This is a genomic window from Phormidium sp. FACHB-1136, from assembly GCF_014697375.1.
GTDB lineage: Bacteria > Cyanobacteriota > Cyanobacteriia > Phormidesmidales > Phormidesmidaceae > Nodosilinea.
This window is the reverse complement of sequence record NZ_JACJRS010000003.1, coordinates 59,889-74,438: the sequence shown is the minus strand read 5'-3', so window position 1 is coordinate 74,438 and position 14,550 is coordinate 59,889. Positions and strand designations below refer to the sequence as shown.

Below are 14,550 nucleotides of genomic sequence, written 5' to 3'. Positions count from 1 at the left end.
AAATCAGCTTAACCTTTAACGATGGCCCCAAAGTTGGCCAGGACAAGGGCATGGTTGCGCAGCAGACCCAGCAGATTCAGGCGGTTTTGGCGGATGGTGGGATTCTCGTCCATCACCAGTACGCTGTCGGGGCCATCGAAGAAGCCGCTGACCACGGGGATCGCCTGCTGAAGACCAGAGAGCAACTGCTGGTAGTCGCGGCTGGCCTGGGCGGCTTGGGTTTGGGGCAGCAGGGTTTCTAGGGTATCCAAAAACGCTTGCTCAGCGGGGGATTGGAACTGCTGGGCATCCACCAATCCGGCGGGGTCGAGGACGGTGGTGGCTAGGTCGCCCTGGGCGGCAAGGCGGGTGGCGCGAGTCACCGTTTCGTAGATGGTAGCAAGGCGGCCATCCTGACGGATTTCCTGGAGGAACAGCGCCCGGTTTTTGGCATCGAGCAAATCCACCAAGGCGCGGTCGGCGTAGGTGGGATTGTCTTCTCCGAGGGTTGCGTTTACTAGGTCGTAGTCAATGCCGAGTTCGTCCTGGAGCAGGGTTTGTACTCGCTGCAAAAAGAAGTCGCGCAGTTGACCCAGCAGCGGTTCGGCTTCGGTAATGGGGACATCTGGATTGGCGACGGCATCGGCCACTACCGCCTGAAGCAGGGCCAGCAGGTTGAGGGGCAACCCCGCCGCCCAGATGATATTCACCACGGCATTGGCGGCGCGGCGCAGGGCAAAGGGGTCGGAGGAACCGCTGGGCTTTTCGCCAAGGCTAAAAATGCTGACCAGGGTATCCAATCGATCCGCCAAACCCACCCCTTGGCCCACCAGGGTTTGGGGCAGTTGGTCGTGGGCACCACGGGGTAGGTAGTGCTCAAAGATGGCGGTGGCGACGGCGTCGGGTTCGCCGCTGTGGCTAGCGTAGGTTTGGCCCATCACCCCCTCGAGTTCGGGGAATTCTCCCACCATTTGGGAGACCAAATCCGCTTTGCACAGGTGGGCGGCTCGCTGGAGGTGCTGGCGGGTAGCGGTCTCTACCCCAAGCTGGTCGGCAATGCGGGCGGCGATGGCCTCGATGCGCTGCACCTTGGCGGCCATGGAACCCAGCCGTTCCTCAAAGGTGACGGTTTCCAGCTTGGTGACGAAGTCTTCTAGGGGAACAGCCCGGTCGGCATCGAAGAAAAACTTACCGTCCGACAGGCGGGCACGGATCACCCTGGCGTTGCCCTCGGCGATGATGGCGGCTTTGGCCGGATCGCCGTTGGAAATGGTGATGAAATAGGGCATCAAATCCGCAGACTGGGCCGACTTTCGCACCGGGAAATAGCGCTGGTGGCTCTCCATTTCCATGGTGGCGACCTCCGGCGGCAGTTCCAAAAATTCCGCGTCAAACTGGCCGACGACGGCGGTGGGCCATTCCACCAGGTTGGTCACTTCGTCTAATAGGGATTCGGAAATCACGGGCACGCCGCTCAGCTTTTTGGCCGCATCCTCCACCTGCTTTTGAATCAACAGGCGACGGGCCACGGGGTCAATTTCCACAAAGGCGTGGCGCAGGGTTTCCCCATAGTCTTGGGCCTGCTTGAGGGGCAGAGGTTCTGGGGCCAAGACTCGGTGGCCTTGGGAATGGCGTCCGCTCTGGCAGGTAATCGAGCCATTTTCGAGGGTGAGGGGCAGCACTTCGCTATCGAGCAGCGCCACCAGCCAGCGAATGGGCCGGGGAAAGCGCAGGTCGCCATCGCCCCACCGCATGAAGCGCTTGCCCTCTAGGTTCAAAATCCAGCCGGGGATCAGTTCCGTCAACACCTCGGCGGCGGGTCTTCCGGCGATGGCCTGGGTGACAAACACAAAGGCTCCCTTATCGGTCTCGCGCACTTCCAAGGCATCGAGGTCTACCCCACGGGAACGGGCGAAGCCTTCAGCGGCCTTGGTGGGCTGGCCATCTTTAAATGCGGCCTGGGCCGGGGGGCCTTTGACTTCCTCTGTGCGGTCGGGCTGGCGGTCGGGCAACCCCTTTAGCACCATGGCCAACCGCCGAGGCGTGCCGTAAAACCGCACCAGTTCTGGGGCAAGGGCCTGTTCTTCCAGATCCGCCACCACCCGCTGTTGCCACTGAGCCAGGGCATCGCTTACAAAACTGGCGGGCAATTCTTCGGTGCCCACTTCCAGCAAAAATGTCGCCATAGGATAAAGAGAAAGTAAACCGTGGATCACAGTGCTACACCGTCGGCTAGGGGAGCGATGCCCCGCTAGGCCGTCGTTTGGCAGCTTTATCAGTCTACCAAGAAGCGACCCTGGGCTTTGTGGGTTTGGGTAAGTTGGGGGAGTCGGGAGTCGGGAGTCGGGAGTCGGGAGTCGGGAGTCGGGAGTCGGGAGTCGGGAGCCGGGAGTCGGGAGTCGGGAGTAGTTGGTTTGTAACGATTGTTGTAAGGCCAGGGCATTGGTGGGATAAACGGGGCACGTTGTAAACAGTGCTGGCAATTTCCCGAACGGTTCAGCCTAGAGCCTGATGCCCCTGGGTTATCCCAGCGCCTAACGATGCATTGCGAGGCACCATCGCCATGACTTTTTCCCACAACCCTGATCAGGACGACATTCGTAAGGATGCTCTGTTGGCTTTAACCAGTGAGTTTGTGCGCCAAGGGCATCCGATTCAGTACGCCAAACACATGGCCACTGCTACCATTTTTCAGGCAGATTTAGATCTGCGTAATGCCCAGTTCAGCCGCTTGTTGGCCTGGTTGAAGGAAAATCACAGCGATATTTATCCCCAAGCCCTAGAAATTGCTGAGGGTGTCCGTCAGGAATTTGAACGTCGCGTGACCGACGATTTTTAGCCCAGAGAGTGTTCAAATTTTTGTGTAAGCCTGTGACGGTTCAATGTTTGAAGCGTTGCACTGAAGCAGGTTTTAGACACCTACAGCATTAGGGCACCTCGAAAAATACGGATTCTATTGAGAACGCCTACGAGAGGCTAACGGTTTCAGGCTCCAGAAACTCGCAATAGTGAGCTACGCCGATGTCGTCCACCGCGCCATCCCAGCGCCTCTTCAGGAGATAGGCAAACATCAACTCAGTTCACGCAATTCAGTTAATCACGTCACCCAAGGAAACGGTCACGGTCACCTCAGCAATACGCACATCTCGGTCCGTATACTGAGACTGAATCTCAGCTTTTGAAGAACGCATATCCTCAATTTTTACACCTTCTTCAACGGTGAATAGAGTGGCGTTGACGATTTGATCAAGTTCGACCCACTCTTTGCCACTCCAGCATTGGGAAACCGGAGAGGATTCATTGACAGCCGCAACAATAATCCAGCCGTTCATAGGTCATACCTCACTAAGAAGTCAATGACATTATTGTATCCAATGAAAACATGGCACACAAGGGAAGAAAAGTGGGTTTGTCTACCCCATAAAATATTAGGATTTTAGTAGTCACTATCTCGAACAGGAGATAGTAGAGCAGGCAGGATGGCCATTTTATATTGGGGCCGGGATCTACTGATCTGCATGATTTTTATCGGTGGATTGAGAGTGTTGCTGTTGCCAATCGGCTCGTACTAGACGGATTTCATCAAAGGAGTAACTTTCCCCTAGTCGTTCGCGTAGATCGGTGAGGGTAAAGGCTTCTTGGGTGTCTAGAACTTGGCGGATAGGTTGCTGACGATCGGGGGGTACTAGGGCATCTAAATCGATAGATTCACCGTTGAGGATGAGGTGTTCCAAATGAGTGGCAATGGTGACGGGTTTGAGTTCTCGCTGTTGGGCGATGTCATCGATGCTGTGACCCTGCTGGAAGAGTTGCAGGGTGAGGCGATGGGTGTTGCCGATGGTGGGGGGCTGACTGGGCTGACTGGAGTTGGGATGGCTAGAACTGGCTGAGCGGTGGCTGGCTGGACTGGGGGAGATGATGATGGGTTGGGTGGGGAGGCCATGGTCGGCGCAGAATTGGCGAATGGATCCGAGGAAGGTTTCACCGTACTGATCCAGCTTGCGACTGCCCACCCCGGAGAGTTGGCCAAACTGTTCTAGAGTTTGGGGCCGTTGTTGGGCCATTTGCTTCAGGGTGGATTCGTTGAATACCATATAGGGCGGTAGGTTTTGCTTGTCGGCTAGCCGTTTCCGTAGAGCCTTCAGTTCAGCCAGGAGGGCAACGGCTTCAGGAGAGTTGTCGAACCTGACCGATCCGCTGCTGGCCTTGGTTTCAATCGGTTTGAGATCCTTGGGCACCGCCACCTGAACGGTGAGTTGTTTGCGTAAAATTTGCCAGCTGGCGGCGTTCAGCTTGGGGATGCGATAGCCGTCGGTGGTTTCGTCCAGAAACCCCTGGTGCAGCAAGGATCGGCCCAGCAGTTTCCATTCTTCGACGGATCGATCCTTGCCGATGCCGTAGGTGGAAAGCTTATCGTGGCCGAGGTTGGTCAGCTTTTGCTTTCTGGAACCGCGCAGCACGTCAATGATGTGCATCATGCCGAAGCGTTCTTGGCAGCGGGCCACACAGGAGAGAAACTTTTGGGCTTCAATCGTCCAGTCTTCGGTGGGGGGAGGGTTCAAGCAGTTGTCGCACTGGTGGCAGAGGCCCGCTAGGGTTTCGCCAAAGTAGCTGAGCTGAATGTGGCGGCGACACACCGTACTTTCGGCATAGTCCACCATTTGGCGCAGTTGTTGGCGGGCGATGCGTTGCTCGGTTTCGTCGGGCTTTTGGCTGATTAAATATTCCGCTGTGGCCACATCGCCGTAGGCCAAGTAGAGGGTGCAGTGGGCGGGTTCGCCATCTCGTCCGGCCCGTCCGCTTTCTTGGTAGTAGCCCTCAATGTTGCGGGGAATGTCGTAGTGGATCACAAAGCGCACATCGGGCTTGTTGATGCCCATGCCAAAGGCCACCGTCGCCACCATCAGCCGCACATCGTCGCGAATGAAGCGGGTTTGGTTGTCGCGCCGCACCTCATCCGCCAGTCCGGCATGGTAGGGCAGCACCGATTCCCCATCCTGGCTCAGCAGCAGGGCTAGTTCATCCACCCGCTTACGGCTGAGGCAGTAGATAATCCCCGATCCGGAATGCTGCCGCACCTGTTCCCGCAAGGCCCGATAGCCGTCTCGCCCCTTGGGCCGAACCTCATAGAACAGGTTGGGCCGATTGAAGCTAGACACCTGCACCAGCGGATCCCGCAGCCGGAGCTGTTGGGCAATGTCCCGGCGCACTCGTTCCGTGGCGGTGGCCGTCAACGCCAGCAAACTAATCTGAGGGAAGCGCTCCCGCAGTTCAAACAGTCGCCGATATTCGGGCCGGAAATCGTGGCCCCACTCACTCACACAGTGGGCCTCATCAATGGCAAAGCCGCTAATACCCACCGTCTGACTCAGGTTATTCAAAAACTGAATAAACCCCGGATTCTGCAATCGCTCCGGCGACACGTAGAGCAGTTTAATCTCCCCCCGCAGCAGGGCCGCTTCCCGTTGGCGCTGAGCCTCAACATCCAGGGAACTATTCAAAAACGTGGCGGCAATGCCGTTATCTTGCAGCCCCGCTACCTGATCCTGCATCAGGGCAATCAGCGGCGACACCACCACCATCACGCCAATTTTCAACAGCGCAGGCAACTGGTAACACAGGGACTTGCCGCCCCCCGTGGGCATAATCACCAGGGTGTCCTGATTCTTCAGCGCGGCCTCAATCACCCGCCGCTGCCCAGGCCGAAACTCATCGTAGCCAAAGTGATGCTTAAGCGCCTTTTCCAAGGAAGGGAAGTCTGCCACGGGAATTTCTGCCTGAGCCATGATCATGTTTGGTCACCGATAACCCTGTATTGTCTAGGATGCCCTGCCAGTCCCCAGGTTAATGCCTTCCTGATTGTAATTCAGCCATACTACTGGGAGATCCTGCCTTCGGCTCACTTGCGGCCCAAGGTTTAATTCAAATCATTGCAGGATGCTCACGGCTCCCTGTTCTCGCGCTATCACAGGGTAGAAGCCACTGATCCAAGGCTTCGGAACGTCATTTTGTAAACAAGTGTAAACAAAATGACGTCATAACGTTAAGCTGGCTTGACAGCATTGGGAAGCTGCCGCTAAGGTGGCTACATACCTGGGTCATCCCTAATTAGACCTAACTAAAAGTGCGTTATGGAAGAGCAAAAAGCGACCAAAGTTACCCTTTATCTACCGCCAGAGCTACATCGTCAACTGCGAATTCGTTCCGCCGTTGAAGGAGAAGCGATGTCTTCCATTGCCAAACGCGCTATTGATTTTTACCTGGCCCATTCTGAATTAGTGGATGAAGGGTTTGAGGTAGCCCACGGTCACTCCCATCAGGTTTACGACTGCCCCAGTTGCGCCACCTCTGTGGTAGTGCGGGAAGGAGAACTGGTTGAGCTGGCTCGCATGGCCGCGTTAACCGCACCCAACGGCGCTACCCTCAATGAGGCTGACTTAACTGAAATGGTTGGGACGCCGGGGCAACGGGGCGAAGGTGAGCTAGTCGTTTGCTAGCCAACGGTATTTAGTCCTCTCAGATGGATAAGGAATGCGGCCAGGTACATTGGCTGTGATAGTGTTTTTAGCACCCTTGCTGATGTGAAGAAAAACGAGGTTAAGGTTAAGAAAACTGACAAGCGATTGAAATAATGTTGTCTTAAAAACAAAATCATAGGACGGATTCGGTTATTTCTAAGAAACGGATTCTTCCCCGCTAGAAAAATGAGTTCCGTTGATGATTTGTTTGCTGCCTCCTAGGTAGCTGTTGTGTCCTTCACCCTCAAACAGGTATCGGTCATGAAAGAGGATTTAAATGTACTTATACAGGCCCAATATCCTCTGATCTATCTGGTCACCTTCGAGGAAGAGCGGGCTGAACAAACCATCGCCACCGTGGCCCGTCGGCTGGCCAGGGAGCAGGACATTAAAAATCCCCTCAAGCTCTACACCTGGACGATGACCCGTGGCATGGTGGAGTACGGCAATCCCGGATCGGGTACCCAGCACAATAATACGGTTTCCCCCGAAGCGGCGGTAGAGTGGGTGATTCGTCAGCGGGAACCTGGCATTTTTATCTTCAAAGATTTGCACCCCTTCAAGGATTCCCCAGCCGTGACCCGTTGTTTGCGGGATGCCATTATTGCCCTCAAGGGAACCTCAAAAACCATTGTGTTGATGTCTCCAGTTCAAGAAGTCCCCATCGAACTTGAAAAAGAGGTAGTAGTGCTCGATTTCCCCATGCCCAACATGGTGGAACTAGATGAGGTTCTTTCCACAGAACTGAACCGAGCTAGGGGCGGCAGCATCACCACTGAAGATCGGGAAAAGCTATTAAAAGCGGCTCTGGGGCTAACCCGCGATGAGGCCGAAAAGGTTTACCGCAAGGCGCGGGTGATGGCGAAAAAGCTAACGGCAGAGGAAGTGGAGATCGTCCTCTCCGAGAAAAAGCAGCTCATTCGCCGCAACGGCATTCTAGAGTTCATGGATGTGGATGAAACCATCGATTCCGTGGGTGGTTTGGAAGAATTAAAACACTGGCTGTTCCAACGTTCCGATGCCTTTACTGAGCGGGCGCGAGAATACGGTCTACCTCAGCCCAAGGGGATGCTGATTTTGGGGGTTCCCGGTTGCGGTAAGTCGCTAATTGCAAAGACAACTTCTCGCCTGTGGGGTTTGCCCCTGTTGCGATTGGATTTGGGACGAGTGTACGATGGCTCCACCGTAGGTCGTTCGGAAGCGAATTTACGCAACGCCCTGCGTACCGCTGAGTCGATTTCTCCAGCAATTTTGTTCATCGATGAAATTGATAAAGCTTTCGCTGGGGCAGGGGGTTCCGCAGATTCCGATGGTGGTACCTCTAGCCGAATTTTTGGCACCTTTTTAACCTGGATGCAGGAGAAAACTTCTCCCGTATTTGTGATGGCCACCGCCAACCGAGTAGAGCGTTTGCCCAGCGAGTTTCTGCGCAAAGGGCGCTTCGATGAAATCTTCTTTGTAGACCTGCCCAATGCCGAAGAACGCAAGGATATTTTCCAAATCCATCTGAAAAAGCGGCGGCGCGACATTGACCGCTTCGACCTAGACCAACTCACTAAGGTCTGTGATGGATTTTCCGGCGCAGAAATTGAGCAGGGCTTGATTTCCGCCATGTATGAAGCCTTTGCCCAAGGACGAGAGTTCACTCAGCTCGATATCATTGCCTCTATTCGAGCCACTTTGCCGCTGTCTAAAACCATGAGTGAACAGGTGACTGCCCTGCGCGATTGGGCGCGTCAACGAGCCCGTCCGGCGGCAGCCTCCGTCGCTGAATATCAGCGGATGGAGTTCTAAAAGCTTTCCTCCCGGCTCCGGCTGGGGGAAGGGCTAGCGGTTCTTCGCTAGCAGTCTCCGTAGCCAGAAAACCCATCCAGGCGATCTGGTATCGTTACCTCTCAAAACCCTCGTTGTTGTCTCTCTCATTTTCCCTACAGGAGGAAATCCTATGTCTCACTTCAGCACCCTTCGCACCAAAGTGACCGATGCTGAAATCCTCAAGCAGTCTCTCTCTGACTTGGGTATTGCCACAAAGACTGAGGCTGATGTTCGCGGTTACAACGGCCAGCGTGTCCGCGCCGACCTTGTCGCCGTTCTCGATGGTGAATACGATCTGGGCTGGTCTCGCAATGCCGATGGTTCCTTCGATCTGATCGCGGATCTGTGGGGTGTGGCCAAAAAGCACAACCAAACCGAACTGATCAACGCCATCAACCAAAAGTACGCTGTCAACAAAACCCTGGCTGAGGTGAAGCGCCCCGGCCTGCAAAACGCCAACGTGAAGCTGGTGCTTCAGTAAGCCCCAGGCCATCGTCTACGCGTTCCCTAAGGATGGGTGGTGCTAGCCAGTCTAGCCCACCCATTTTTTGCGTTGCATCATTTTTCTAAATGAAGCCTAGTTGATTAAATTTTTGTAAATTTTTCAACTGAGTTGACTAGATTAGGTTAGGTTACTTGCTTGGCATATCTGAAGCACCATAGGACACCGTCTTAGGAATGCGCGAGTAGACCTGTTGGCCTAACCACTCCGATACCAACTGTTTAAACTCTGGGTCATTCATATATCGGGCAAACAGATCTTCGTTTAGATCCATGCGCTCGATAAAGATTGACTCTAGAATCTGCCCGAAGACGAGCTGAAATTTGTCGTAGGGATTGGCCTGGGCGGCTTGGCTAATGGCATCTATCCGGGCTGCGGCCTCAGCAATTTGGTCGAAGAAGAGTTGGTCAGCGTCATTGAGGTCTTCGCCGAACTGTTCATTGAGCAGGTCAATTAAACGTGAAAGCGGCACATGCTCTTCGCGTACCCGCCCACTGCCCAGTTCTTGAGGGCCTTCAATGGTCGGGACATAGCCCTCGGTGAGGTTGATTGAACCTTCACTGATTTTTTGTAGTCGATAGTATTGGAGTTGCACATCGTCATCAAACTGGTAGCTTGGCCCCGATTTTCGTTTCGGCAGTTTGAGGGCTAGGTGCTTGAGGTAGGTATAGAGTTTTTCTAGATCGCTGTCTTGGTAAGGAATCACCTGACTGAGAAAGACATAGAGATTGCGGAAAGCTTGTACCTTGCCCCGCCATAGCTCGGCTTCTTCTTCGGACTCGTTAAGCAGGGTTTGGAAACGAGCTACGGCTTTATCTAGAACCGCGTTCATGGTTTTGTGATCGGAGGGGCTTTGACGCTGTTTGGGAGCAAAGAAGACCAAACAAAATTGAACAACTTCTGGCTCTAGGTAAATGCCAGAGGCATCTAGCTCGCCCTTCACCTCGTAGAGTCGATCTGGATCGACATCATCGCCCATGGTGGCCCCGTCGAAATAGACCTTGAAGGATTCTCGAATCTCTTCGGGATCGTTAACAAAGTCGAGAACAAAGGTTTCTTCTTTTAGAGGATGGGTACGGTTAAGACGCGATAGGGTTTGTACGGCTTGAATGCCCGACAATCGCTTATCCACATACATGGTGTGGAGCAGGGGTTGGTCAAATCCGGTTTGATACTTTTCGGCCACCAGCAATACCTGATACTCCTGGGTAGCAAACTCAGCGGGGAGGTCTTTTTCTCGGATGCCGCCATTCATTTCGACTTCGGTGTAGGTTTTGTCAGGCACTTTGTCATCGGGTAACTGCCCAGAGAAGGCGACCAGGGTTTTGATGGCGTAGCCTTTTTGGGCAATGAGGTGGTCAAAGGCTTGCTTGTAGCGAACGGCTTCTAGGCGGGAACCCGTGACGACCATAGCCTTGGCCCGTCCACCAATTTTATGGCGGCTAACGTTTTGAAAATGCTCCACCATAATCTCTGTCTTTTGAGCAATATTATGGGGGTGCAGGCGTAGGTATCGACTTAGGGCACGGGCGGCTTTTTTGCGCTCTACGTTGGGGTCATCTTCGCAGGCTTTAAGTAGGCGGTAGAAGGTTTTGTAGGTGATGTAGTTTTTGAGCACATCCATAATGAACCCCTCTTCAATCGCCTGTCGCATGGTGTAGCGGCTGAAGGATGTACCCTTACGGCCAAAAATCGCTAGGGTTTTATATTTTGGGGTAGCGGTAAAGGCAAAAAAGCTCAGGTTGGGCTGGTGTCCGCGTTTGGCCATGCTGCGGTAAAGCTTTTCTAGGTCAGACTCGTTTTCCTCTGCGGCTAGGGCTTCTGCCTGTTGACGCAACGCCTCGCCACCAAGCACTTCTTTGAGGTCGGTGGCGGTTTCGCCCGATTGAGAGCTGTGGGCTTCGTCGATGATTACCGCACAGTGGCGAGTGGGCAAAGTGGCTTTGGCAGTGTCGCCCCGCTCTGCGGCCATTTTTTCCAGTTGTTGGGCCACGAAGGGAAACTTTTGAAGGGTGGTGATAATGATGGGGACGGCGTTTTCCAGGGCTTCCGCCAATTGCCGGGAGTCTTCTTCAATTTTTTGTACGACGCCTTGGCGATGGTCAAATTGGTAAATGGTATTTTGCAGTTGGCGATCCAACACCACGCGATCCGTTACCACAATGACGCTGTCAAAGACTCGCTGATCGTTGGCATTGTGCAGGGAAGAGAGCCGATGGGCCAGCCAACCAATGGTGTTGCTTTTGCCACTGCCCGCTGAGTGCTCAATAAGATAATTGTGTCCGGGGCCTTCCTTAGCCGCAGCTGTAACTAGGCTTCGTACCGCTTGCAATTGGTGATAGCGGGGAAAAATCAGGGTTTCTTTTTTGACCTTTTTTCCATCGTCGCTAAATTTATCTTCGACTTGAAGGTGCAGAAACCGGGCCAGCAGATCCAGCAGGCTATCGGGCTGGAGTACGGTTTCCCATAGGTAGGCAGTGCGGTAGTTGCGGCCCTCTGGGTCGGTGGGATTGCCTGCGCCGCCGTGGTCACCTCGGTTGAAGGGCAGAAAATGGGTGGCGGAACCCGCCAAGCGGGTGGTCATATAGACGGTTTCGGTATCGACGGCAAAATGGACGAGGGTGCGCTGCTTGAAGGTGAAGAGTTTTTCGCGGGGGTCGCGGTCGTGGCGATACTGGTGCATCGCATTGGCTACGGTTTGCCCGGTGAGGGGATTTTTTAGCTCTAGAGTGATTAGCGGAATGCCATTCAGACTGAGGGTGACATCGAGAGATTTCTCACTTTTAGGGCTGAAGTGAAGCTGGCGGGTGAGGCCCAGAATATTAGCGGCATAGCGGGCTTCTAGATCAGCATTGAGGCCGTGGGCAGGTTTAAAGAAGGCAATACGGAGGGTTTTGCCGTAGCATTTGAAGCCATGGCGCAGGGTGGTGAGTACGCCGTGGGTATCCATCCATTTGCACAGGGCAGCGATGATTCGTTCACCCGTCTTTTCTCCGTGGAGTGCTTCTAGCTTGTCCCACACAGGTTTTTGGGTGGCTTGGATAAATCGCAGGGCAACGGTGGGGAAAATAGCTAGTTCGCGATCAAATTCTGGGGACGGGTGGCGCTCAAAGCCAGAGGCCAGCAGCACTGACTCAATAGCCGCTTCAAAGGCGGTTTCAGAGGTAGCTTTGGTTTTCATCAGTATTCCTTCCTAAATGTTTCCACCGAGTCGGTTGAGTGGATTGCCATCGGGATCAAAACAGGTCGATGCAGTACCAATAAATCTCTGGATTAAACCTTTTTTGACATCGGGATAATCATTAAATATTGTCATCCATATCGAAAAGAAACCATATCCTTTGGCTGCGATTAAGATTTGTTCCACAGCTTCATCCACACCACCTAATTTTTCTAAGAGTTCCAAACTTCTCTCGGCTGCTGCCCAGACTTCATCGCGCTGTTGCCAGCGTTTATCTCGTGGAGCAGGATTCCCCCAGCCAGGGGCTTTATGCCTCTGCAATTCAACAAGATCTAATAGTGCTTGAGCCTGAACTTTTTGTGTTTCACTTAGATTATCTGCCAAAGAAACGAATCCTCCTTTAACATATGTAAATGCGAGGAATGTGTTGTCTCGGTCTGGCCAAAGGAAGTCTGAAACGTCTACAGGTTTAGCTCCTTTAACTGAATTGCAGTTAGTACAGCCCAATAGGAAATTAGTCCACTCCGTTTCTAATCTTGGGCTTAAATCTTTGGGAACTACATGCTCAACAGCAAGACTGGTCGGTAGGCGGCGTTCGCAGTAGCTGCAATAAATATCTAGCCGTGCTTCTAAATCCTCAATCGCATCACCATATTTTGCGTAGGTTCGGGGAGCAGGGCCACGTTCGACGGGTCTCATTCAGCCTGCTCCTTTGCCTTAGCCATTGCCTCTAGTTTCAGTAGAGCCGTCAATCCTGGGTTAGCTGAAAATGGTTCTGCGGCTTGACGATAGGCTGCCTCTGCGACTACCAGTTGTTCAGATTTTGGATCGTCTGAGGTTTGGAGTAATTCAAAATATCGCTCTGTGGCTTGGGCAAGTTCACGAGCTTTCAGACTTTGCTGCGGAACTTCGACTAGCTGAATGTCTTCGGCGATGTCCTCAATGGATCTATTTTCGTATTCTAAAACATCGATATCTTCAAGATCCAAGCTCCTTAGCTCACCCTGACTAATAGATTGAATGATAAAGGGTGAGTGGGTAGTGCAAACAAATTGAATAGAGGGAAAAGTATTTTTGAGATCATCTACTACTTGGCGCTGCCATTTAGGATGTAGATGTACATCGATCTCATCAATCAAAATTAGGCCAGTAGTCTCTTTTAGAACTAGAGGCAAGGCATCAGAGCTGAAGTCTATAGATTCCGACAGAAAAGCTGCATTTTGAGTGACAACTTTGATAGCAATATCTGCAATCAAGGCCACCATCATTTTTTGCCCAGCGCTAAGGTTAATAAAGGGAATAGGCTGATGATCAATGGAAACTACAATTTCAGAACGATCAGCATCAAACCACAGATCATCAGAACCAGGAATACAACGCAAGATGGCGTATTTAACGACCTGAAAACTTTTCCTCATGGTGCCCTGCCGTTGCAGAGAGGCCAAGGCTTCTCGCTGAAACCAGGTTTGTAGATCGGCGATACGAATGCGTTCTTCAAAACAATCATAAAAGGCGTGCCAGCGACGGGCAATACCTTTGCTAAGTTGAGCTTTGGGAGTAGTTTTGTTGGAGGGCAACCAGGCCCGACCCGCGCCATAATAGGCCACGATAGGAAACCAAAGCTGTTCCCCAGCCTGATTACGCTGGTACAGATCGCTAATGATGTCGAGGGCTGCTTTAGCTTCGGTGTTTGAGGTACGGGAGCCATTGGCTTTTATTTGCCTTGTCCACTCTATTCCTTCTTGATCACCCAGACAACCGACGGCTTTAATTTGGACAGGTTTATGTTCAATAAATTGGGTAATTCCATCAGCTTCAATGGGTTCTAGATGAATTTCGCTGGTGAGGATGTTGCGCTTGCTGTTGGATAGGGTGGTATCTGGGGCGTTGACGAGCCACACGCCAGCAGCGATGGCCAAAGCATCGAGCAAGGAGGTTTTGCCCGTGCCGTTGTCGCCCACCAACAGGGTGAACTGGGGATGGAGATCAAGGGTAAAGTCTAAGAACTTTTTGAAATTGCGGATCTCAATGCGGTCAATTCTCATAACCTTTTCTCCCTATCCATTCCTACAACACAGACTAGGCTACAGCTTCGACAATCTTGGGCTTTGGAATGGGAATTCCTTCAGTTTGCCAAGCCTCTAGATACATCGCAATGACTTCCTCGCCGTTACGAATGGCGGCTTCGCGAGTTTTGCCGTGGGTACAGGGCATCACAACCTGATCGGCAAATTCGGGAACGGTGACCAGAAAAAGTTGATCATCTTCCGACCATTCAAGAATCATGCTGTAAAGGCTCATTTTTAGTCTCCTTGCTCCAAATTTTTTAGTTCGACCAGTAGCTTTTTAAGTTGCTTCTCTAAATAAAGGGGGACATCATCGCCATCTTTGCCAGGGATTGTTAAGGTTTTATTCAGTAAAGGATGTTTCCAGCGTTCATGACTTCCTTTGCCTCGTTTGGGGAGAAATATAAATCCTTTTTGAGAAAGCTCTGCTTTCAATTCACGAATTTTCCTAGGCATTTTTTCAGATTGGCTTTCTGTTTTAGAAATGAT

12 protein-coding genes are annotated in these 14,550 nt (G+C 52.6%); 4 read left to right on the top strand and 8 right to left on the bottom strand.

Annotation, left to right across the window (positions count from 1 at the left end; all coding sequences use genetic code 11):
• Nucleotides 1–8: 8 nt before the first annotated feature.
• Nucleotides 9–2,165, bottom strand: a complete 2,157-nt coding sequence (gene glyS, locus H6G62_RS01940; RefSeq protein ID WP_190492428.1) for a glycine--tRNA ligase subunit beta — start codon at nt 2,163–2,165, stop codon at nt 9–11.
• A gap of 377 nt (nt 2,166–2,542) precedes the next feature.
• On the opposite strand from glyS, the gene H6G62_RS01935 reads away from it, so the two are divergent.
• Complete coding sequence (locus H6G62_RS01935; RefSeq protein ID WP_190492427.1) at nt 2,543–2,818, top strand: hypothetical protein; 276 nt, start codon at nt 2,543–2,545, stop codon at nt 2,816–2,818.
• Nucleotides 2,819–3,068: 250 nt separating this feature from the next.
• Here H6G62_RS01935 and H6G62_RS01930 read toward each other — a convergent pair whose 3' ends face one another.
• Complete coding sequence (locus H6G62_RS01930) at nt 3,069–3,311, bottom strand: hypothetical protein (RefSeq protein WP_190492426.1); 243 nt, start codon at nt 3,309–3,311, stop codon at nt 3,069–3,071.
• A gap of 174 nt (nt 3,312–3,485) precedes the next feature.
• The gene (gene recQ, locus H6G62_RS01925; protein ID WP_199324677.1) at nt 3,486–5,765 is read right to left on the bottom strand and encodes a DNA helicase RecQ; all 2,280 of its coding nucleotides are present in this window, start codon (nt 5,763–5,765) and stop codon (nt 3,486–3,488) included.
• A 345-nt stretch (nt 5,766–6,110) separates the two neighbouring features.
• On the opposite strand from recQ, the gene H6G62_RS01920 reads away from it, so the two are divergent.
• The 3 genes from H6G62_RS01920 (at nt 6,111) to H6G62_RS01910 (ending at nt 8,793) form a co-directional block, all read left to right on the top strand.
• Entirely contained in the window at nt 6,111–6,476 is a 366-nt protein-coding gene (locus tag H6G62_RS01920) for a hypothetical protein (protein ID WP_190492425.1), read from the top strand.
• 282 nt (nt 6,477–6,758) lie between these two features.
• Nucleotides 6,759–8,291 (top strand): AAA family ATPase, encoded by a 1,533-nt coding sequence (locus tag H6G62_RS01915; RefSeq protein ID WP_190492424.1) that lies wholly within the window; start codon nt 6,759–6,761, stop codon nt 8,289–8,291.
• A 151-nt stretch (nt 8,292–8,442) separates the two neighbouring features.
• Nucleotides 8,443–8,793, top strand: coding sequence for a DUF1257 domain-containing protein (locus tag H6G62_RS01910; protein ID WP_190492423.1), 351 nt, complete (start codon nt 8,443–8,445; stop codon nt 8,791–8,793).
• 151 nt (nt 8,794–8,944) lie between these two features.
• Here H6G62_RS01910 and H6G62_RS01905 read toward each other — a convergent pair whose 3' ends face one another.
• The 5 genes from H6G62_RS01905 to H6G62_RS01885 are packed head-to-tail and all read right to left on the bottom strand — an operon-like array spanning nt 8,945 to nt 14,496.
• On the bottom strand, nt 8,945–11,995 hold the full coding sequence (locus H6G62_RS01905) for a type I restriction endonuclease (protein WP_190492422.1): 3,051 nt from the start codon (nt 11,993–11,995) through the stop codon (nt 8,945–8,947).
• Between the two features lie 12 nt (nt 11,996–12,007).
• Complete coding sequence (locus H6G62_RS01900) at nt 12,008–12,694, bottom strand: HNH endonuclease (protein ID WP_190492421.1); 687 nt, start codon at nt 12,692–12,694, stop codon at nt 12,008–12,010.
• Entirely contained in the window at nt 12,691–14,040 is a 1,350-nt protein-coding gene (locus H6G62_RS01895; RefSeq protein WP_190492420.1) for an AAA family ATPase, read from the bottom strand. Before H6G62_RS01895 ends, H6G62_RS01900 begins: the two co-directional genes overlap by 4 nt.
• A gap of 34 nt (nt 14,041–14,074) precedes the next feature.
• Complete coding sequence (locus H6G62_RS01890; RefSeq protein WP_190492419.1) at nt 14,075–14,296, bottom strand: type II toxin-antitoxin system HicB family antitoxin; 222 nt, start codon at nt 14,294–14,296, stop codon at nt 14,075–14,077.
• Nucleotides 14,297–14,298: 2 nt separating this feature from the next.
• Nucleotides 14,299–14,496, bottom strand: a complete 198-nt coding sequence (locus H6G62_RS01885; protein WP_347239268.1) for a type II toxin-antitoxin system HicA family toxin — start codon at nt 14,494–14,496, stop codon at nt 14,299–14,301.
• Nucleotides 14,497–14,550: the final 54 nt, after the last annotated feature.

Coding starts and splice junctions, on each gene's coding strand:
- H6G62_RS01935 (WP_190492427.1), top strand. CDS start 2,543: ATGACTTTTTCCCACAACCCTGATCAGGACGACATTCGTAAGGATGCT.
- H6G62_RS01900 (WP_190492421.1), bottom strand. CDS start 12,694: ATGAGACCCGTCGAACGTGGCCCTGCTCCCCGAACCTACGCAAAATAT.
- H6G62_RS01920 (WP_190492425.1), top strand. CDS start 6,111: ATGGAAGAGCAAAAAGCGACCAAAGTTACCCTTTATCTACCGCCAGAG.
- H6G62_RS01895 (WP_190492420.1), bottom strand. CDS start 14,040: ATGAGAATTGACCGCATTGAGATCCGCAATTTCAAAAAGTTCTTAGAC.
- H6G62_RS01910 (WP_190492423.1), top strand. CDS start 8,443: ATGTCTCACTTCAGCACCCTTCGCACCAAAGTGACCGATGCTGAAATC.
- H6G62_RS01915 (WP_190492424.1), top strand. CDS start 6,759: ATGAAAGAGGATTTAAATGTACTTATACAGGCCCAATATCCTCTGATC.
- H6G62_RS01905 (WP_190492422.1), bottom strand. CDS start 11,995: ATGAAAACCAAAGCTACCTCTGAAACCGCCTTTGAAGCGGCTATTGAG.
- H6G62_RS01930 (WP_190492426.1), bottom strand. CDS start 3,311: ATGAACGGCTGGATTATTGTTGCGGCTGTCAATGAATCCTCTCCGGTT.
- H6G62_RS01890 (WP_190492419.1), bottom strand. CDS start 14,296: ATGAGCCTTTACAGCATGATTCTTGAATGGTCGGAAGATGATCAACTT.
- glyS (WP_190492428.1), bottom strand. CDS start 2,165: ATGGCGACATTTTTGCTGGAAGTGGGCACCGAAGAATTGCCCGCCAGT.
- recQ (WP_199324677.1), bottom strand. CDS start 5,765: ATGGCTCAGGCAGAAATTCCCGTGGCAGACTTCCCTTCCTTGGAAAAG.